Raw genomic sequence first — 18976 nt, forward strand, 5'->3', positions numbered from 1 at the left:
CACGGCTTTTTTCGGCCGCCCGCACGTATCAGAACCAGGAACGAGGCATAGATGACCGACCCCGTGACGCTGGCCGGCGAGGGCTCGATCGGTGAGTTCGACGAGAAGCGGGCCGAGAACGCCGTACGGGAGCTGCTGATCGCGGTCGGCGAGGACCCGGACCGGGAGGGCCTGCGGGAGACCCCCGCGCGCGTGGCGCGGGCGTACCGGGAGATATTCGCGGGCCTGCGGCAGAAGCCCGAGGACGTGCTGACGACCACGTTCGACCTCGGGCACGACGAGATGGTCCTGGTGAAGGACATCGAGGTGATGAGCTCCTGCGAGCACCACCTGGTGCCGTTCGTGGGCGTCGCCCACGTCGGGTACATCCCCTCCCACGACGGCAAGATCACCGGGCTGTCGAAGCTCGCCCGGCTCGTCGACGTCTACGCGCGCCGACCGCAGGTCCAGGAGCGGCTCACCACGCAGATCGCGGACTCCCTGATGGAGATACTGGAGCCGCGCGGGGTGATCGTCGTCGTCGAGTGTGAGCACATGTGCATGACGATGCGCGGGGTGCGCAAGCCCGGCGCGAAGACCATCACGTCGGCGGTGCGCGGGCAGCTCCGCGACCCCGCCACGCGCAACGAGGCGATGAGCCTCATCATGGCGCGCTAGCCGACGGCGCTGGTTTCGTCCGGCCGGGAGTACGTCGGGCCGCCGCGTCCGCCGCGTCCGCCGCGTCCGCCGTGTCCGCCGTGTGCGCCGCGTCCGGCGTGGCGGCGTGCTCGTGTCCGGGCGTAGGGGTGGGAAATCGTGGTGGGTGCGCCGGGCGCACTGGGCGCGCGCTGGGCGCTCGGGGCGGGGCCGTGCGCTGCCTCGCGTACAGCTCTGCGTGACGCGAGCGGCTGCGTGGGCCTTCGGTGACGCCGGGCGGCTCCGTCCGACCCCGTACGGCCGCGGGTGGCGGGAAACGGTCGGTCGAGCCGGTCAGGCCGCGGGCGCGCCCGGTGTCAGGCCGCGGCCGCGCCCGGCTGGTCGTCGTCGCCGTTCTCCGGGAGCTTGCAGACGCGCTCCAGGAAGAACGCCGCCGCTATCACGCCGATGCCCGTGATCACCGAGAAGCCCGCGTAGTACGCCTGGTCGCGGCGCTCGGGCAGGTCGAGGAACTCGAGCAGGAAGACGCCCACGCCGCCGTACATCCCGCTGACGAGGGCCGCGACCAGGGCGCTGGCCTGGCCGAAGACGACCGCGCGGGCCGCCATCAGCGGCTCGACGCCCTTCGCCCCGGGGCGCCGCTCCCGCTGGGCGCGCAGCCGGGCGCGCAGCGAGATCGCCGTGGCGAGCAGCACCACGGCGATCACCGCGAGGACGATGGGCGCGGCGAGGGGCACGCGCGGCAGCGTGCCCACCGAGTTCCACAGCCGGGCGGCCGCCCAGGAGAGCAGTCCGGCGACGACGAAGAGGCCGGCCAGCGTCCTCACACGCAGTTGCTTCATTCCGGAGGTCGCCCCTTTTGCGTCTGTCCCGCTGCCGTCGCCGCCTTCTCGGTAGACCCTAACGACTACTCGGGCAGCCGGAGTTCCAGGTCGGCGCGCGGCGCGACGCCCTCGCGGGTGACGCCGGCCAGCAGGTCCGCGACCGCGCCGCGGCCGGCGAGCCGCGCCTCGGGGTCCACGTCGTGCCACGGCGCCAGCACGAAGGCCCGCTCGTGCGCCCGCGGGTGCGGCAGGGTGAGGGCCGGCTCGTCGGAGACCACGTCGGCGTACGCGACGATGTCGACGTCGAGCGTGCGCGGGCCCCAGCGCTCGTCCCGCACGCGGTGGAAGGCCTCCTCGACGGCCTGCGCGCGCTCCAGGAGCGAGTCCGGGGGCAGGGTCGTCTTCACGACCACGACCGCGTTGAAGTACGAGGGCTGCGAGCCCGGCTCGACGCCCCAGGGCTCCGTCTCGTACACGGGTGAGACGGCCTTGACCCGCAGGCCCGGGGTGTCCTCCAGGGCGTCCACGGCGCCCTGGAGGGTCTCCAGGCGGTTGCCCAGGTTCGACCCGAGGGAGAGCACGGCGCGGCGCGGGTTGGACAGGGTGGTGTCGGCGGCGTCCACCTGCGCGACGACGGAGGCGGGCACCGGCTGGACGGTGGGGTCGCTCTGGGGGGTCATACGCGGCTCCGGGTGATGGTGACGGTCACGTCGTCGAACGGGACGGTGATCGGGGCGTCCGGCTTGTGCACCGTGACCTCGACCTCCAGGACGCCGTCGTGCTTCAGGCAGGCCCGGGCGATGCGCTCGGCGAGCGTCTCGATGAGGTTCACCGGCTCGCCCTCGACGACGGCCACGACCTCCTCCGCCACGATGCCGTAGTGCACGGTCTTCGCCAGGTCGTCGTCGGCCGCGGCCGCACGGGTGTCCAGACCCAGGACCAGGTCCACGATGAAGGTCTGGCCCTCCTCGCGCTCCCGCGGGAACACACCGTGGTGCCCGCGGGCCTTGAGGCCACGCAGCGCGACACGATCCACGCGAATCACTCCTGACAGTCGTCGGTACGGCCGGTTGCTGCCGAGTGCGGTCGGCACACCGGCCACGATCGAATCTACCTGCGGGCACCGACAGCGCGGGCGAGCGGGGCCGCCGGGGCCCGGCCGTCGGGCGTCCGCCGGTGCCCCTACCCACTCACGGGCGGGCCGCCACCCGTCAGGACGGGGTCTCGTCGTCCTCGTCGTCGCCGGACTCGGCGAGCACGGGCGAGGCGTGGTGCGACCACAGCTTCCACCCCCCGGGCGTGCGCCGGAACACGTTCGTGGCGACCACGAGCTGTCCGACGAGCGGCCCGAGCTCGTCGCCGCCCCGCGGCGCCGGGCCCCCGCTGAGGATGTTCTCCGTGCAGGTCACCAGGGCCGTGTCCCCGGCAACGCTGACCCGCACGTCGGTGAGGAAGAACTGGATGTACTCGGTGTTGGCCATGATCAGCGCGTACGACCGCAGGACCTCGCCGCGGCCGGTGAGCACCGGCCAGCCCGGGTGGACGCAGGAGATCGCGGCGCTCCGGTCGCCGGAGTCGCGGTCGGCGTCCTCGTCCTCGTCGTCGCTGTCGCTGTCGCCGTCGTTCTCGCTGTCGTTCTCGCCGTCGTCGTAGGAGGCGGGGCGTGGGACAGCCCCGGCACCGGTGAGGTCCGTGAGGTCCGTGAGATCCGCGACCCCCGTGACATCGGTGATATCCGTGATATCGGCGACATCGCTGATGTCCATGACGTCGGTGACATCCCGGACGTCCGTGAGGTCCTCGGGGTCCTCGATGAGGCGCGGGGTGGCCGCGGTCAGGGTCGACGGGCCGCCGCTGCCGGTGCCGTCCGCGAGGTCCGCCGGGTCCAGCCACAGGTCGGACACCGTGTCGAAGTCGCCGCGCTCCAGCGCTTCGTAGAAGGCGGTGTTCGCTTCCCAGACCTGCTCGACGTCCGTCCTGGCGCGTGTCACCGAGCGCCCGCCGCTCCGGCGGCGTCCCCGCCGCCCGCCGTCGTGCCCGGGGTGCCGCCGGGGCGGTGGTCCGCCGCGTCCGTCACCGCCTGGGCCACCCGCACCGCGTCCGCCGTCGCGCGTACCTCGTGCACCCGGACCGCCCAGGCGCCCTGGTGCGCGGCGATGGCCGAGACGGCGGCCGTGGCGGCGTCCCGCTCGCGGGCGGGCGGCGGCGAGCCGCCCGGGCCCGCCAGGACCCGGCCGAGGAAGCGCTTGCGGGAGGCGGCGACGAGCACCGGCCGGCCGAGCTCGCGCAGCCGGTCCAGGCGGGCGAGCAGCGCCAGGTCGTGCTCGGCGTCCTTGGAGAAGCCGAGGCCGGGGTCGACGACGATGCGCTCGGGGGCGATGCCGCCCGCGATGGCGGCCTCCACGCGCGCGTGGATCTCCTCGACCACCTCGGAGACGACGTCCTCGTACACGGGCTTGGCGCGCAGGTCCGACAGGAAGCCGCGCCAGTGCATGACCACGAACGGCGCGCCCGCGGCGGCCACCACGGGCACCATGTCCGGGTCGGCGAGGCCGCCGGAGACGTCGTTGACGAGCACCGCGCCCGCCGCGAGCGCCTGCCGGGCCACGGAGGCGCGCATGGTGTCCACGGAGACCGTGACGCCCTCGCCCGCCAGGTCCCGCACCACGGGCACCACCCGGCGCAGCTCCTCGTCCTCGTCCACGCGCGTGGCGCCGGGCCGGGTCGACTCGCCGCCGACGTCGACCAGGTCGGCGCCCTGGGCGACCAGGTCGATGCCGTGCTTGACGGCGGCCGTGGTGTCGAACCAGCGGCCGCCGTCGGAGAAGGAGTCGGGCGTCACGTTCACGACCCCCATGACCGCACAGCGGTCCCACCGGGGAAGCCCCTCGACCCGTCCCCGCCCGCGCAACGTACTCATGCCTCCAGCCTAGGCCCGCGCGCGTGGGTGCTACGCCGCGCGGATCTCGTGCTGCTCGGCGGAGCGCACCGACTGGTGCGGGCAGGGGCGGGGGCCCGCCGTGCGGCCGCGCAGGAAACGCGGCAGGCCGAGGGTCACGAACCCCTCCGCCTGCATGGCCGCGAAGCCGATCCGCGGGAGGTCGCGGCTGGTGCGGTAGACCACGAAGCGCGGCTCCCAGCGCGGCTGGAACTTGGCGTTGAACTTGTACAGCGACTCGATCTGGAACCAGCGCGACAGGAAGACGAGCAGGCCCCTCCAGGCGCGCAGCACCGGGCCCGCGCCCAGCTTCTCGCCGCGGGCGAGGGCGGCGCGGAACATCGCGAAGTTCAGCGACACGCGCGCGATGCCGAGCTTCGGGGCGGCCTGCAGCGCGGCCACGATGAGCAGCTCGTTCATGCCCGGGTCGGCGGAGCGGTCGCGGCGCATCAGGTCCAGGGAGACGCCGTCCCTGCCCCACGGCACGAAGTGCAGGACGGCCTTCAGGTCGCCGAACGGGCCGGGCTGCTCGTCCGCCTTGTGGGCGGTGGCGATCAGGCAGTCGCCGTCGCCGGGGTCGCCGATGCGGCCGAGGGCCATGGAGAAGCCCCGCTCGGTGTCGGTGCCGCGCCAGGCGTCGGCGGCCCGCTGGATGCGCTCCAGCTCCTGCTCGCCGAGGTCACGGATGCGCCGGACGCGTGTCTCGTAGCCATTGCGCTCGATCCGCTTGACCATCTGGCGCACGTTGCGCATCGCGCGCCCGGACAGGGAGAAATCCGCGACGTCCACCACCGCCTCGTCCCCGAGCTCCAGGGCGTCGAGGCCGGTCTCGCGGGTCCAGACCTGGCCGCCGGTCTCGGAGCAGCCCATGACGGCGGGGGTCCAGGAGTGCGCCTTGGCCTCGTCCATGAAGCGCTCGATGGCGCCCGGCCAGGCCTCGACGTCGCCGATGGGGTCCCCGGAGGCCAGCATCACGCCGGACACGACGCGGTACGTGACGGCCGCCTTGCCGCTCGGCGAGAACACCACGCCCTTGTCGCGGCGCAGCGCGAAGTGGCCGAGCGAGTCGCGGGCGCCGTGCTTGGCGAGCAGCTCCCGCAGCCGGGCCTCGTCGTCCTGGGTGAGGCGCGCGGCCGGGTGCTCGGGACGGAAGGCCAGGTAGATGGTGGTGAGGGCGGTGAGAAGACCCAGGGCGCCGAGCGAGAAGCCGACGGTCCAGGGGGTGCGGCCGGTGTAGTCCACGGGGCCCTCGACGCCGAACAGGCCGTACAGGACGTGCATCAGGCGCTCGGAGATGCTGGGGTCGCCGACCACCTTGTCCGGGTGGACGCTGACGATCACCAGGCCCAGGGCGAGGGAGCCGGCCCCGAGGACGACGAAGTTCGCCAGCGCCCGCCAGCGGCTGCGCGGGTCGGGCAGGGCGGCGAACTCGGCGCGGTGCCGGATCAGCAGCACGAGCAGCGCGATCGAGATCAGCACGCCGATGAACGAGTGCCGGTACGCGAACTGCGCCACGGCCCCCACGGGCAGCAGCACCACGGCGGCGCGCCACGCCCGCCGCTTGTGGCGGCGCAGGCCGTGCGCGAGCAGCAGCAGGAGCACGCCGCAGCTCAGCGCGAGCGCGGCGGCGAACGGCCCGAACAGGCCCGGCAGGACCTCGGCGACCATGTGCAGGCGGCTGTGGCGGAAGCGGGGGAACACGCCCGCCGCCACGTTCAGGAGTCCTACGAGCGTGCAGGCCCTGGCGACCCAGGTGGGGACGGCTTCGGGGCGGGGCCCGCGGAGGATGCGGCGCAGCCCACCCTTGCTCTCCGGACCCTCTGGAACCACACCCGACATTTCCCCATCTATCCTGACAGACATCGCATCCCGTAGTTCTGCGAGAGAGCTTCGATCCGGTGCCGAAGGCGGCATCCGGCGATATTGCGCCCTCTAGGACGGTCCTTCAGGGACACGGGTTCACTCCGAACCGGAAAACCGGCCCAAAGGTGACGGAAAAGGCACGCCAAGGCCGAGGAAAGCCCAGGCCAAACCCGGACCCAGGGCTCTGCCCCTGACCGGAGCTTGCCCTTCCGGCCCCCGGGGAGCGAACAGGCAGAAAGCGCAGGCAGGATCTTCCCATGGGTCTCACGAGCAACAAAGTGCTGGCACTCGCGATCGCGCTGGCCGTGCTGCTGTTCATCGGCACGGTCTGGCTGTGGCCGCGGCTGGCACGGCAGCACTGGCGCGCCGTCACCGGGCGCGTCGGGCTGCTGCTGGCCACCCAGGTCGCGGTCTTCGCGTCGGTCGGCCTCTTCGCCAACCAGACGTTCGGGTTCTACGCGAGCTGGGCGGACCTCTTCGGGCGGGAGACCGAGCAGGGGGTCGTCGTCGACCACGACGTGCTGAACGGCGAGAAGGGCCCGGTCAAGGTCACCGACACGCAGTCCGTGGACGTGCCCGGCGGGAACACCCCCCGGATCGGCGGCCAGATCCAGAAGGTCCAGGTACAGGGCCGGCACTCGAAGATCGCGAGCCCCGCCTACGTGTACCTGCCCCCGGAGTACTTCCAGCCGCAGTACCGCCACCGCACCTTCCCGGCCGCTGTCGTCCTGACCGGCTACCCCGGCACCGCGGAGGCCCTCATCAAGGGCCTGCACTACCCGCAGACCGCCCACAAGCAGGCCAGGAACGGCAAGATGCAGCCGATGATCCTGGTGATGATGCGGCCGACCGTGGCCCCGCCGCGCGACACCGAGTGCGTGGACATCCCCGGCGGCCCGCAGTCGGAGACCTTCTTCGCCAAGGACCTGCCCGACGCGATCACCCAGCACTTCCGCGCCGGCAAGAAGCCCGACTCCTGGGGGATCATCGGCGACTCCACGGGCGGCTACTGCGCCCTGAAGCTCGCGATGCACCACCCGCGCGTGTACGGCGCCGCGGTGAGCCTGTCGGGGTACTACAAGGCCGCGGAGGACGTCACCACGGGCAACCTCTTCCACGGCGACAAGAACCTGCGCAACCGCGCCAACCTCATGTGGTACCTGGAGCACATGCCGCCCCCGAAGACCTCCCTGCTGCTGAGCAGCAGCAAGAAGGGCGAGGGCAACTACAGGGACACCCTGAAGTTCATCGACAAGGTCAAGCCGCCGACGCGGGTCTCGTCGATCATCCTCGACAGCGGGGGCCACAACTTCAACACCTGGCGCCGTGAGATCCCGGCGTCGCTGGTGTGGATGAGCGGCCGCCTGACGGGCGGCTCGGACGTGCGGTAGCCCGTACGACGGGCTGTCTGGAGAACGGCTCGGAGGCACGGTAGCCCGTACGACGGGCTGTCTGACGGGCGGCTCGGACGTGCGGTGGCCCGTACGACGGGCTGTCTGACGGGCGGCTCGGAGGCGCGGTAGCCCGTACGGCGGGCTGTCTGACGGGCGGCTCGGACGTGCGGTGGCTCGTACGGCGCTTCCGGCCCCGCCGGGGCCGCACCGCCCCCTCCAGCGCCCACCCGACCCACCAGGGCGGGTGGGCGCACCTCTTCAGGGGGCCGCGGGGCCGTCAGAGGCCGTCGACCGAGGCCACCGTCTCCAGCTCGACGTCCGCGCGCGCGATGGCGCGCGCGTCGGCCGCGGTGGACCGCCGCAGGGCCTCGTGCAGCCGCGCGGGCGTCAGCACCCCGAGGAACCGCCCCGCACTGTGCTCGTCGATGACCGCGATCCACCCCGCGTCGTGCTGGAGCATCGTCGAGAACGCCTGCTTGAGGCTGGCCCCCACCGGCAGCCAGGCCTCCATGCGCCGCGCGTGCTCGCGCACCGTGCCGCCGCCCGCGCGCGCGTGCTCGGCGGAGATCCAGCCGTGCAGGTTGTTCTCGCCGTCCAGGACGACGGCCCAGCGGGCGTCGAGCTCCGCGGGCAGCGGGTCGTCCAGGTGCACCACCGGCGGCTGCTCCAGGTCGCCCTCCTCGATGGGCGTCACCGACAGGCGCTTGAGCCCCCGGTCCGCGCCGACGAAGTCCGCCACGTACTCCGTCGCGGGCGAGCCGAGGACGGTGGAGGGCGTGTCGAACTGCTCCACGCGGCCGTGTCCGTAGACGGCGATGCGGTCCCCGAGGCGGACCGCCTCCTCGATGTCGTGCGTGACGAACAGCACGGTCTTCCGTACGGCCTGCTGCAACCGGAGGAACTCGTTCTGCAGGTGCTCGCGGACTACTGGGTCGACCGCGCCGAACGGCTCGTCCATCAGCAGCACCGGCGGATCCGCCGCCAACGCCCGTGCCACGCCGACGCGCTGGCGCTGACCGCCGGAGAGCTGCTCGGGGTAGCGGCCGCCGTACACGGCCGGGTCGAGGCCGACCAGGTCGAGGAGTTCGGCGGCGCGCTCGCGGGCCCTGGCGCGCTTGACGCCGAGGAGGTGCGGCACGGTGGCCGTGTTGTCCAGGACCGTCTTGTGCGGGAACAGGCCGACTTGCTGGATGACGTACCCGATGCGGCGCCGCAACCGCACCGGGTCGATGCCGGATATGTCCTCGCCGTCGAGGAGTATCCGCCCGCTGGTGGGCTCGATGAGCCGGTTCACCATCTTCATCGTCGTGGTCTTGCCGCAGCCCGAGGGGCCGACGAGCGTGACCAGTTCACCCTCGCCGACCTCGAAGGACAGGTCGTCGACGGCGGTCGTGCCGTCCGCGTACCGCTTGGTCACGTGTTCGAACCGGATCATGGGTCCCCATTGTGGCGCGTGTGATGTGAAGGCCGTGTTGCGCCCGTCGTACGAGTCTCGGCGATTGTCAGTGCCCGGCGTTAGGGTCGCTGGACAAAGAGACGTGTGCGCGGCCACGGGCGGGCGTGTGTGGTCGACGTGTGTGGTCGACAGGACACGCGGCACGTGTGCGATGAAGCACAGGACCGGCCGGCATGGCCGACGGGGAATCGGGGGAGGCGGGGCGGGTGAGCAAGCGGAACTGTCTCGTGACGAACGACTGGATCTGCGGCGAGTACGTCCGCTCGCGCAGCCAGGAGTTGACCGACGCGACGGTGCAGCACATCGGCATCACCGCCGCGTCCGTGGCGATAGGCGTCGCGGTGGCGCTGCCGCTCGCGCTGCTCGCCCGGCGCTGGCGGTTCCTGGCCGCGCCGATCCTCGGCGTGACGACGGTGCTGTACTCGATCCCGTCGCTGGCGATGTTCTCGCTGCTGCTGCCGCTCTTCGGCCTCTCCGTGTCGCTGGTGATCACAGGCCTGGTCCTGTACTCGCTGACGATCCTGGTCCGCAACATCCTCGCGGGCCTGCGCGCCGTCCCCGAGGAGGCGAGAGAGGCGGCCAGGGGCATGGGCTACGGCCCGGTGCGGCTGCTGTGGGAGGTCGAACTGCCGCTGGCGCTGCCCGCGCTACTCGCCGGCGTACGGATCACCACGGTGTCCACGGTGGCGCTCACCACGGTCGGCGCGATCGTGGACTACGGCGGCCTCGGCACGCTGATCCTCGACGGCCTCGACACCCAGTTCAAGGCCCAGGTCCTCACGGCGTCGGTGCTGTGCGTGCTGCTCGCGCTCGCCGCCGACCTGTTGCTGCTCGCCCTCCAGTACTGGCTGACGCCCTGGACGCGGGCGCGTCGCATACGTACGGGCCGCTCCGCGCGCACGGCGGACGCGGCCCCCGGGGTGGGCAAGGTGGCTGAGCCCGTATGAACGCGATATCCGGTGCCTACGACTGGCTGACCACGTCAGCCAACTGGCAGGGCGAGAAGGGGGTGTGGCACCGCCTCGCCGAGCACCTGTACTTCAGCGGGGTGTGCCTCGCCGTGGCGTGCGCCGTCGCGCTGCCCGTCGCACTCCTCCTCGGGCACATCGGCAAGGGCGGCGCGCTCGCGGTCAACATCTCGAACGTGGGCCGCGCGGTGCCGACGCTCGCGGTGCTCATCCTCCTCACGCTCACCCCGCTCGGGGAGCACGGGGACGTGCCGACGCTGATCGCCCTGGTGCTGTTCGCCGTGCCGCCGCTCCTGACGAACGCGTACGTGGGCATGCGCGAGGTGGACCGCTCGGTGGTGGAGGCCGCGCGCGGCATGGGCATGAGCGGCCGCCAGGTGTTCGCCCGGGTCGAGCTGCCGCTGGCGTACCCGCTGGTCATGACGGGTGTGCGGTCGGCCGCCGTACAGGTGGTGGCCACGGCGACGCTCGCCGCGATGGCGGGGGAGGGTGGCCTTGGCCGGATCATCACCGCCGGGTTCAACCTCCAGAACACCCCGCAGGTGGTCGCGGGCGCCTTCCTGGTCGCGGTGCTCGCGCTGGTCGTGGAGGGCGTGCTCGTCCTGCTCGGGCGGGTCTTCGACCCGATGCGGGGACGGTCCCGCGTGAGCGGCTGACGACCCGGTCCCCCAATCCTCCCAACCCTTCCGACCCATCCGACTCTTACGGTTCCCCAGGCCCCGGGGCCCGGCCCCGGACCTCGTCACTCTCGAATGGTGGTTCACCGATGAACAGCAGGACGCGTCGCGCGCGGCGTATGACAGGGACGGCCGCGGCCGTCGTGGCGCTGGGCGCGGGGCTCGCCGCGTGCGGCGGCGACAGCCTGGAGGACGACGACAAGGGCTCGGGCGGCGGCAAGGGCGAGATCGTGGTGGGGTCGGCGCGGTTCACCGAGCAGAAGGTGCTCGCCGAGCTGTACGCGGGCGTCCTGCGGGACGCCGGCTACGACGCGTCGGTGAAGACCGTGCAGAACCGCGAGGTGTACGAGCCCGAGCTGAAGAAGGGCTCCATCGACGTCGCACCCGAATACGCGGCCACGCTCGCGGAATTCCTCAACCGGAAGAAGAACGGCGCCGACGCGAAGCCGGTCGCCTCCAGTGATCTTGATACGACGGTCCGCGCGCTGACGAAGCTGGCCGAGCCGCAGGGCCTCAAGGTGCTTCCCGCGGGCAAGGCGGTGGACCAGAACGCGTTCGCCGTCACCGCGAAATACGCGAAGGAACACAAGCTCAAGACGCTTTCCGACCTCGGCAGGTCGGGCGAGAAGGTCAGGATCGCCGCCGGCGACGAATGCGAGACGCGGCCGTTCTGCGCGCCGGGCCTGAAGGCGAAGTACGGCATCGACGTCGCCGGAATCGACCCCAAGGGCGTCGGCACCACGCAGTCCAAGCAGGCCGTGAAGAACGGCACGGACCAGCTCGTCCTGACCACCACCACGGACGCGACGCTGAAGAACTTCGGCCTGGTGATCCTGGAGGACGACAAGAAGCTCCAGAACGCCGACAACATCCTCCCCGTCGTGAACGGGAAGTCGGCGGGCGGCAAGGAGGTGGCGGCCGCGCTCGGCAAGCTCACCAGGACGCTGACGACCGAGGACCTCATCGAACTGAACCGCAAGGTCGACGAGGAGCGGCAGAAGGAGGACGACGTCGCCGCGGACTATCTGAAGTCCAAGGGCCTGATCGACAAGTAAACGGGAAGGAGGCGCGGCGTAGGGGCGAAGCGAGCGCGCGGTGCGCGTGCCGGGTTGCGGAATCCAGCCGGAGGAGATGGAGTGACCGGTCGGAGAAGAAGAAGCGCGGCAGGGCGGGGAGTTGCGGTGGGGGCACCGGGATTTTGGCGGGCGAGGCACCAGACTTCGCCTACGCGCGGTAAGTTTCTGGCCATGCCACGTGGACGTCACCGCCATTCCCCACCGCTGCACAGGCTGCTTCCACCCTCGGCGGTCGCAGGCTTCTCCCTCGTCTGCGCCGGCGGCGCCTGGCTGTTCGCGGAACCCGTCGTCCTGCGCGGTCTTGCCGCCGCCGCGGCCGCGAGCGCCGTCGCCGGCTCGGTCGTGATGCGCCGCTGGGACCGGGCCGCGGGCAAGCGGGTCGCCGAGCTCGGCCGGGTGCGGGCGAGCGAGGAGTGGCGGTACGAGGAGCGGATAGCGGAGTGCGAGTCCGACCTCGAGGAGGCGCGCGCCCTGCGGGCCAAGCTGGAGAACAAGCTGCGCGCCAAGCGGGCGGAGCTGGCCGCGCTGCGTAACGAGCACGCGGCGCTGCTGCGCCGGTACGCGACGGCGGAGACCGAGCGGGCCAGCGCCCTCGAAGGGCAGCGGCTGCTCGCGATGGAGACCACGTCGCCGCTCGAGCTCACCGGCGGCACCTCGGACGAGGCGGTCCCCGCCGGTACGAGCACACTGACGGCGGCGCTGTACGGCAGGGCCAACGCGGCCCTGGACGGCCTCACGGCCCCGGCCGGGCCGGACGGGGAGGCCACCGCCAAAGGGAGTGAAGAGCCCGCCGGGCCCGGGGACGAGCACGGGGACGCCCACGCGCAGGAGCCTGACGGGGACGGACACGAGCGGGCCGCCGCCGACCACGGCCACGACCACGTGACGGTCCCGGCCGCCGCGGCCGTCGTGCCGCCGGCGCAGGTCCGTCAGCCCGCCGAGGAGGGCGGCTTCGACTTCTTCGGCACGAAGAGCACGGCGGCGAAGAGCACGGCCCCGGCCGAGCTGGACGCCGTGCAGAACGAGGACCTCGCCGACGTGGTGGGCGAGGAGGCCCTCGCGGTGCACAAGGCGGAGGCCGAGGCCGAGTTCAAGCCCGCGGACGCGGCGACCGCCGCGGAGCGCGGGGTGGGCCAGGTCATCGACCTGACCGCCCACGACGAGACGGAGCAGATCGACATGCAGGGCCTCCGCACAGCCCTCCGGGCCTGACCGGCCCCTCCGGCCCCCGGGACGGGCCCGCCCCACCCTGGCCGTGGCGCGGGGCATGGGGCATGAGGCACCTCTCGCCAGGCTCGGCCCCTGTGGCGTGGCCGAACGCCCTGCCGGGACTGCCAGCTGGCGGGGCCCCGGCTCTGGCCACGGCCCTCCACAGAGCGGCACCGCCCCGCTCGGGCCGGTCCCACCCACCCGCCCCCTGCCCCGGCGCGGACCCTGGCGGCGGCCCCGTCGAGCCCGGCCCGCGGCCCGGCCATACGCCCCCCTGCCTGGGCGGGCCCACACACCCGCCCCCACCCCTGGCGCGGGTCCTGCGGCGGCCCGGTCGAGCCCGGCCCGTTGCCCGGCCACACGCCCCCAGCCCGGGCGGGCCCACCCACCCGCCCCCACCCTGGAAGGCATCAAGGCGGACGCCATGGCCCAGCCAAATCGCAGGGACGGTCGGCGAGGGCCTGGGATGGACAGCCGAGGACGCCTCCGCAGCCGCTCCGCGCAGGCCGAACCCGTCGAGCCGGACAGTCACAGGCGTCCGGGGAGGGGGGAGATTCCTGTGACGGGAAGCCGAAAGCGCGCCCGCAGCGCCCAGCGCGGCCCGCGAACCCAGCGAGCCGGATGGCACGGACGACCGGCAGAGGCCCCTGCGACGAGGGCGCGCCCGCAGCGCTCCGCACCGGTGTCCCGGACCTGTCGCAGCCAGACGGCCACCGACGGGCGGGTAGAACGCTCGGCGCCGGACACCCGAAGACACACCCGCTGCATCGCACACCAAACCCGACCCTTGGCAAGGCCGAGCAGCCACGGGTAGGCGGGCGGGAGATTCGGTAACGGACACCTCAAGACCCACCCGCAGCACGCTGCGCCAGACCCGGGCCCGGCGAAGCAGGGCGGTCGCGGGCGGACAGTTGGGGGCTTGTGTGACAGGCACCCGAAAACGCACCCGCAGCGCTCCACGCTGGGCCCGACCCGGAGCCACAGGCGAGCGGTAACAGGGATCTGTGGCGGACACCCGAAGGCGCATCCGCAGCGCCCCGCGCCGACCCCAGCCAGACGAAGCCAGGTGGTCATGGGTGGGTGGGAGAGTCGGTGACGGGCAGCTGAAGGCGCATCCGCAGCGCTTCGCGCCGACCCCCACCGGGCGAAGCCAGGTGGTCATGGGTGGGAGGGTGGGAGAGTCGGTGACGGGCAGCCGAAGGCGCATCCGCAGCGCTTCGCGCCGACCCGGACCGGGCGAAGCCAGGTGGTCATGGGTGGGTGGGTGGGAAGGTCGGTGACGGGCAGTCGAAGGCGCAGCTGCAGCGCTTCGCGCCGACCCGCACCGGGCGAAGCTAGGTGGCCATGGGTGGGCGGGCGGGAAAGTCGGTGACGGGCAGCCGAAGGCGCAGCTGCAGCGCTTCGCGCCGACCCCAGCCAGGCGAAGCCAGGTGGCCATGGGTGGGCGGGTGGGCAAGACGAGCCCCGCCAGGCCTCAGGCCATCCACCGCTCGGGCCGCGCAGCCCCACGCCCCGTCCGCGACCGCTCCGCCTGCCCCCGCAACAGCTCCCGCGCCTCGCCCGCAGGCCGCAACCGCGCCGTCACCGTCTTGCTGGCCCCGGTGTCCACCTTCACGTCGGCGACGCCCTTGAACCGCTCCCAGGGCCCCTGCACCAGCCGTACGCTCTGCACCTTCGCATGGGGCACCAGCGACAGCCGCCGCCGGAACAGCCCGTGCCGCGCGGCGAACACCGCGTCCGTGACGGCGAGCCCGTGCCCCTTCCACCACACCGGGACGCACCACGCCGCGCGCGCGGGCGGCCGGGACAGCTCGTCGGGGCCGGGCACCCGTACCCCGGGAAGGATCTGCGTGATCACCGCCTCGGCCAGGGCGCGCGGGGCGACCGGCACGAGCACGCCGTTGGCCGAGCCGGCCACGTCGAGTTCCACGCGCACCCACCCGAACCGCCGCCACAGCAGCGGCTCGACGAGCCGTACGGTCTGCACACGGCCCGGCGGTACCGTCTCGTGCGCCTTGTCGAGCAGGCCGTGGTCCAGGCGCAGCCCGTCCGGGGACTCGCCGACCGTCCAGTCGTACTCGCCGATGAAGCGGCCGAGGCTGCTGGCGAAGGCGCCGCCGAGCATGGGCAGCGCGGTCACGACGACGGTCCAGGGGTTGTGGGTCGCGAACCACAGGGCGGTCGGTACGACCAGGGCGGCGAGCAGGAGCGCCCAGGGCGCACCGGTGAGCAGGACGGACAGGGCGAGCATGCGCGGCGGTACGTGCAGGAGCTGCCGGGAGGGCGCCTCGCCGACCTCGCGGGCCGTCTCGGGGGCGAATCCGGCGGCCCGGGCGAGGAGCTCGGCCCGCAGCGCGCCCGCGTCGCGCTCGCCGAGGTAGGCCAGCTCGTCCTTCTTGTCCGTGCCGACGACGTCCAGCTTCAGCTTGGTGACGCCCACGACGCGGGCGGCGAGCGGCTGGGTCAGGTCGACGGCCTGGAGCCGGTCGAGGCGGATGTGCGCGGTGCGCCGGAACAGCAGGCCCGTACGGATGCGCAGCTCGGTGTCGGTGACGGCGTAGTGCGTGAACCACCAGCTCAGGAAGCCGTACAGGGCGCCGCCGACGACGACGGCCGTGGCGACGAGGGCGAGCGAGACGGCGGTCATGTCGGCCAGGCGGCGCTGGGTGCCGTTCGGGTCGTGGAAGGCCCAGCCGACGAGCACGGCGACCGGCGCCCAGGCCCGCCGCAGCGGCGTCACGGGGTGCAGCCGCCGCTCCCCGGGGCCGGGAGCCGACCCCGCGACCCAGGCCCGCACACCGCCCACCGCCGCACTGGGCGCCTCGCTCACAGCACCCCCGGGCCCGTCGGCCACCGCACCGCCCGCAGCTCCCCCGGCCCCACCGGCCACAGCACCACCCGCGGGTAGGGGAGCCCCGGGCTCCGGCGTCCCTGCGGGCTCTCCGCGGGCCCCCGGCGCCCCGCTCACAACCCCGCCGATCGGGCCTCGCCGAGCTCGGTGAGGCGGTCGCGGAGGCGCTCGGCCTCCTGCGGGTCGAGGCCGGGGATGCGGGCGTCGGTGGCGGCGGCCGCCGTGTGCAGTTGGACGCCGGCGAGGCCGAAGTAGCGCTCCACGGGTCCGGAGGTGACCTCGACGAGCTGCATGCGCCCGTACGGCACGACGGTCTCCTCGCGCCACAGCACGCCGCGGCTGATGAGGAGGTCGTCGGCGCGCTCGGCGTACCGCCACGAGCGCCAGTTGCGCTCCAGGAGCAGCCAGCCCCAGGCCGCGAGGGCGAGCGGCAGCACCGCGAAGGCCGCCCAGGCGGGCCCGGCGAACAGGCCGAGCAGCACACCGGCCGCCACCGCGAGCGGCACCAGCCAGACCACGAGCAGCATCCGGCGCATCCGCAGCAGCCCGCGCGGCAGCCCCGTCCACACCGGCTCACCGGCGGGCGCGCCCGCCGCCGTCCCCGACCCCGTCTCCATGCCTCCAGCGTACGTACGGCATCTGACAGTGGCGTGGCCGCGTGCGTACGTCAGACTGTGCGCATGAGCCCCACGACCGAGCACCCCGGGAACACGCAGACAGTGCGGCCGGCGCCGGGTACGGACCTGACCGAGACGACGGTCGGCGTCGGCGGCGCGGCCGAGAGCACCGACATGGTCCTCAACATCGGCCCGCAGCACCCGTCCACGCACGGCGTGCTGCGCCTGCGCCTGGTCCTGGACGGCGAGCGGATCCAGCACGCGGAGCCGGTCGTGGGCTATATGCACCGGGGCGCGGAGAAGCTCTTCGAGGCGCGCGACTACCGGCAGATCGTGATGCTGGCCAACCGCCACGACTGGCTGTCGGCGTTCTCCAACGAGCTGGGCGTGGTGCTCGGCGTGGAGCGGATGCTCGGCATGGAGGTGCCCGAGCGCGCGGTGTGGACCCGCACGCTGCTCGCCGAGCTCAACCGCGTCCTGAACCACCTGATGTTCCTCGGTTCGTACCCGCTCGAACTGGGCGGCATCACTCCCGTGTTCCACGCGTTCCGGGAGCGCGAGGAGCTGCAGAACGTCATGGAGGAGATCTCCGGCGGCCGCATGCACTACATGTTCAACCGGGTCGGCGGCCTCAAGGAGGACCTGCCCGCGGGCTGGACCACCCGCGCGCGGGCGGCCGTCGCCGCGGTGCGCTCCCGCATGGACGTGTACGACCGCCTGGTGCTCGGCAACGAGATCTTCCGGGGGCGCACGCGCGGCGTGGGCGTGCTCTCCGCGGAGGCGGTGCACGCCTACGGGGTGAGCGGTCCGATCGCGCGCGCCTCGGGCGTGGACTTCGACCTGCGCCGCGACGAGCCGTATCTGGCGTACGGGGACCTTGCCGGCGTCCTGAAGGTGGTGACCCGCGAGGAGGGCGACTGCCTGGCGCGCTTCGAGTGCCTCCTGGAGCAGACGCACAACGCGCTCGACCTCGCGGACGCCTGCCTGGACCGGATGGCCGAGCTGCCGCCGGGGCCCGTCAACCAGCGCCTGCCGAAGGTCCTCAAGGCCCCCGAGGGGCACACGTACGCGTGGACGGAGAACCCGCTCGGCATCAACGGCTACTACCTGGTGTCCAAGGGCGAGAAGACGCCGTACCGCCTCAAGCTCCGCTCGGCCTCGTACAACAACATCCAGGCGCTCGCCGAGCTCCTGCCGGGGCAGCTCGTCGCCGACATGGTGGCGATCCTGGGGTCACTGTTCTTCGTGGTCGGCGACATCGACAAGTAGCTCCGCCGGCTCCGCACGGCCGGTGGGCAGCTCCCCTGGGTCCGCGTCCGCGAGCGGTTCCTCCAGAACTGCGTCCATGAGCGGTTCCTCCGGACCCGCGTCCGTGAGCGGTTCCGCCAGCCCCGCGTCCGCGAGCAGCTCTTCCACGCCGGTGCCGACGGGCTGGAGGAGCCACCCGAAGTCACCGAGGCCCCCGCGCGCGGTGAGTTCCGCGGCCTCGCCCGCGCGCGCGAGGGCGCGGACGTACGCGGCCGGGTCGGTGGCGGCCAGGGACAGCGGCGGACGGCCCCCGCGCACGCCCAGGGCGCCCAGGGCGGCCCGCTGGGTGAGCAGCCGCCCGCCGGGCAGGGCGCACGCGTCGAGCGCCACGTGGGCGGTGATGTCGCGGCTCCCGTCCGGTACGGGCGCCGTCTCCCGGCCCTCCCGGAAGCCCGTCAGCGTCCCGAAGGGCGGCCGCGCGCCCCGGGCGTGCGCGTAGTCGACGGCCACCGCGAGCCCGCGGCGCAGCGTCGCCACCGCCGCCGCCCAGGCCGCGTCCCGGGGGCGGCCGATCTCGGCGCGCAGCCCCGGCTCGGCGGCGAGCGGCCACCAGCGCGCCAGCCAGTCGGCGTCCGGACCGGTCACGGCGCCGCCGAGCTCCTCCGTGCCGTCGTCGTGGACGAGGACGCGGCGGGGCGCCCCGTCGGCGGCGACCTCCACGACGTCCAGGGGGACGTTGTCGAGCCACTCGTTGGCGAAGAGCAGGCCCGTCACACCGGCGGGCGGCTCGGCGCACCACGTGACGCGCGGGTCGAGGCCCTCGGGGCGCGCGGCGCGTTCCACGGCGTACGCGCGCGTGCGGGCGGCCACGTCGGCGGGCAGGCGGTCGAGGACACCGGTGGTCAGCTCGGCGCGACCGGCGCCCACGTCCACGAACGCCAGTTCCCCGGGGTGCCCGAGCGCGGCGTCCACCCGGCACAGGAGCCGGGCCACGGCGGCCGCGTACAGGGGCGAGGCGTGCACGGACGTACGGAAGTGCCCGGCGGGTCCCTCGGGCCGCCGGTAGAAGCCGTACGGCCCGTACAGCGCCTCCTCGGTGGCCTCCCGCCAGCCCCGTGCCGGTACCCGCGTCTCGTGCGTCACAGCGAGAAGGCTAAGCGGGCCTCCACCTTGGGGAGTACGTGACGGCGGCACGGATCGCTCCTCGGGTTGACCCGGG

General features: G+C 73.3%; 17 protein-coding genes and 1 pseudogene. 7 read left to right on the plus strand and 11 right to left on the minus strand.

From position 1 onward, the window contains the following. Positions 1 to 51: 51 nt before the first annotated feature. Complete coding sequence (folE, locus tag QK440_RS07265; protein WP_190134014.1) at positions 52 to 657, plus strand: GTP cyclohydrolase I FolE; 606 nt, start codon at positions 52 to 54, stop codon at positions 655 to 657. A gap of 335 nt (positions 658 to 992) precedes the next feature. On the opposite strand, the gene QK440_RS07270 is transcribed toward folE, so the two are convergent. From QK440_RS07270 to QK440_RS07300, 7 genes and pseudogenes are all read right to left on the minus strand, one after another. Beyond that, on the minus strand, positions 993 to 1478 hold the full coding sequence (locus QK440_RS07270) for a DUF3180 domain-containing protein (RefSeq protein ID WP_282792153.1): 486 nt from the start codon (positions 1476 to 1478) through the stop codon (positions 993 to 995). A gap of 65 nt (positions 1479 to 1543) precedes the next feature. Next, on the minus strand, positions 1544 to 2140 hold the full coding sequence (folK, locus tag QK440_RS07275; protein WP_190134016.1) for a 2-amino-4-hydroxy-6-hydroxymethyldihydropteridine diphosphokinase: 597 nt from the start codon (positions 2138 to 2140) through the stop codon (positions 1544 to 1546). Further along, positions 2137 to 2496, minus strand: a complete 360-nt coding sequence (folB, locus tag QK440_RS07280) for a dihydroneopterin aldolase (protein WP_282792154.1) — start codon at positions 2494 to 2496, stop codon at positions 2137 to 2139. The genes folK and folB overlap by 4 nt, the downstream gene beginning before the upstream one ends. Positions 2497 to 2671: 175 nt before the next feature. Further along, complete coding sequence (locus tag QK440_RS07285; protein WP_282792207.1) at positions 2672 to 3226, minus strand: nuclear transport factor 2 family protein; 555 nt, start codon at positions 3224 to 3226, stop codon at positions 2672 to 2674. Positions 3227 to 3331: 105 nt separating this feature from the next. Beyond that, a pseudogene (locus tag QK440_RS07290) lies at positions 3332 to 3451 on the minus strand (DUF4440 domain-containing protein); the annotation flags it as partial. Continuing rightward, the gene (folP, locus tag QK440_RS07295) at positions 3448 to 4380 is read right to left on the minus strand and encodes a dihydropteroate synthase (RefSeq protein WP_282792155.1); all 933 of its coding nucleotides are present in this window, start codon (positions 4378 to 4380) and stop codon (positions 3448 to 3450) included. The gene folP and the pseudogene QK440_RS07290, both read right to left, overlap by 4 nt. 30 nt (positions 4381 to 4410) lie before the next feature. Continuing rightward, positions 4411 to 6237 (minus strand): phosphatidylglycerol lysyltransferase domain-containing protein, encoded by a 1827-nt coding sequence (locus tag QK440_RS07300; protein WP_282792156.1) that lies wholly within the window; start codon positions 6235 to 6237, stop codon positions 4411 to 4413. Positions 6238 to 6518: 281 nt separating this feature from the next. Between QK440_RS07300 and QK440_RS07305 the strand changes: the two genes are divergently transcribed. Then, positions 6519 to 7652, plus strand: coding sequence for an alpha/beta hydrolase-fold protein (locus QK440_RS07305; RefSeq protein ID WP_282792157.1), 1134 nt, complete (start codon positions 6519 to 6521; stop codon positions 7650 to 7652). A 280-nt stretch (positions 7653 to 7932) separates the two neighbouring features. On the opposite strand, the gene QK440_RS07310 is transcribed toward QK440_RS07305, so the two are convergent. After that, the gene (locus QK440_RS07310) at positions 7933 to 9090 is read right to left on the minus strand and encodes a betaine/proline/choline family ABC transporter ATP-binding protein (protein ID WP_282792158.1); all 1158 of its coding nucleotides are present in this window, start codon (positions 9088 to 9090) and stop codon (positions 7933 to 7935) included. Between the two features lie 227 nt (positions 9091 to 9317). On the opposite strand from QK440_RS07310, the gene QK440_RS07315 reads away from it, so the two are divergent. The 4 genes from QK440_RS07315 to QK440_RS07330 all read left to right on the plus strand — a co-directional run bounded on the left by QK440_RS07315 (position 9318) and on the right by QK440_RS07330 (position 13044). Further along, positions 9318 to 10058, plus strand: a complete 741-nt coding sequence (locus QK440_RS07315) for an ABC transporter permease (RefSeq protein ID WP_190134021.1) — start codon at positions 9318 to 9320, stop codon at positions 10056 to 10058. After that, positions 10055 to 10735 (plus strand): ABC transporter permease, encoded by a 681-nt coding sequence (locus tag QK440_RS07320; protein WP_282792159.1) that lies wholly within the window; start codon positions 10055 to 10057, stop codon positions 10733 to 10735. Before QK440_RS07315 ends, QK440_RS07320 begins: the two co-directional genes overlap by 4 nt. 110 nt (positions 10736 to 10845) lie before the next feature. Continuing rightward, the gene (locus QK440_RS07325) at positions 10846 to 11811 is read left to right on the plus strand and encodes an ABC transporter substrate-binding protein (RefSeq protein ID WP_282792160.1); all 966 of its coding nucleotides are present in this window, start codon (positions 10846 to 10848) and stop codon (positions 11809 to 11811) included. Between the two features lie 192 nt (positions 11812 to 12003). Next, complete coding sequence (locus tag QK440_RS07330; RefSeq protein WP_282792161.1) at positions 12004 to 13044, plus strand: hypothetical protein; 1041 nt, start codon at positions 12004 to 12006, stop codon at positions 13042 to 13044. A 1471-nt stretch (positions 13045 to 14515) separates the two neighbouring features. Here QK440_RS07330 and QK440_RS07335 read toward each other — a convergent pair. Both QK440_RS07335 and QK440_RS07340 read right to left on the minus strand, forming a co-directional pair. Continuing rightward, positions 14516 to 15847, minus strand: a complete 1332-nt coding sequence (locus QK440_RS07335) for a PH domain-containing protein (RefSeq protein ID WP_282792208.1) — start codon at positions 15845 to 15847, stop codon at positions 14516 to 14518. 158 nt (positions 15848 to 16005) lie between these two features. Continuing rightward, positions 16006 to 16509: a PH domain-containing protein gene (locus QK440_RS07340; RefSeq protein ID WP_282792162.1), complete on the minus strand. Its 504-nt coding sequence runs from the start codon at positions 16507 to 16509 to the stop codon at positions 16006 to 16008. Positions 16510 to 16635: 126 nt separating this feature from the next. On the opposite strand from QK440_RS07340, the gene QK440_RS07345 reads away from it, so the two are divergent. After that, positions 16636 to 17778: an NADH-quinone oxidoreductase subunit D gene (locus QK440_RS07345; RefSeq protein WP_282792209.1), complete on the plus strand. Its 1143-nt coding sequence runs from the start codon at positions 16636 to 16638 to the stop codon at positions 17776 to 17778. Here the strand turns inward: QK440_RS07345 and QK440_RS07350 are convergent. Further along, positions 17743 to 18900: an SAM-dependent methyltransferase gene (locus tag QK440_RS07350; protein ID WP_282792163.1), complete on the minus strand. Its 1158-nt coding sequence runs from the start codon at positions 18898 to 18900 to the stop codon at positions 17743 to 17745. The two genes, QK440_RS07345 and QK440_RS07350, sit on opposite strands and share 36 nt — an antisense overlap. Between the last annotated feature and the right edge of the window lie 76 nt (positions 18901 to 18976).

Origin of the sequence: Streptomyces sp. CC224B (genome assembly GCF_030010595.1) — a bacterium.
Lineage (GTDB): Bacteria > Actinomycetota > Actinomycetes > Streptomycetales > Streptomycetaceae > Streptomyces > Streptomyces longispororuber.

Coding starts and splice junctions, on each gene's coding strand:
- folE (WP_190134014.1), top strand. CDS start 52: ATGACCGACCCCGTGACGCTGGCCGGCGAGGGCTCGATCGGTGAGTTC.
- QK440_RS07270 (WP_282792153.1), bottom strand. CDS start 1,478: ATGAAGCAACTGCGTGTGAGGACGCTGGCCGGCCTCTTCGTCGTCGCC.
- folK (WP_190134016.1), bottom strand. CDS start 2,140: ATGACCCCCCAGAGCGACCCCACCGTCCAGCCGGTGCCCGCCTCCGTC.
- QK440_RS07285 (WP_282792207.1), bottom strand. CDS start 3,226: ATGGACATCAGCGATGTCGCCGATATCACGGATATCACCGATGTCACG.
- folP (WP_282792155.1), bottom strand. CDS start 4,380: ATGAGTACGTTGCGCGGGCGGGGACGGGTCGAGGGGCTTCCCCGGTGG.
- QK440_RS07300 (WP_282792156.1), bottom strand. CDS start 6,237: ATGTCGGGTGTGGTTCCAGAGGGTCCGGAGAGCAAGGGTGGGCTGCGC.
- QK440_RS07305 (WP_282792157.1), top strand. CDS start 6,519: ATGGGTCTCACGAGCAACAAAGTGCTGGCACTCGCGATCGCGCTGGCC.
- QK440_RS07310 (WP_282792158.1), bottom strand. CDS start 9,090: ATGATCCGGTTCGAACACGTGACCAAGCGGTACGCGGACGGCACGACC.
- QK440_RS07320 (WP_282792159.1), top strand. CDS start 10,055: ATGAACGCGATATCCGGTGCCTACGACTGGCTGACCACGTCAGCCAAC.
- QK440_RS07325 (WP_282792160.1), top strand. CDS start 10,846: ATGAACAGCAGGACGCGTCGCGCGCGGCGTATGACAGGGACGGCCGCG.
- QK440_RS07330 (WP_282792161.1), top strand. CDS start 12,004: ATGCCACGTGGACGTCACCGCCATTCCCCACCGCTGCACAGGCTGCTT.
- QK440_RS07340 (WP_282792162.1), bottom strand. CDS start 16,509: ATGGAGACGGGGTCGGGGACGGCGGCGGGCGCGCCCGCCGGTGAGCCG.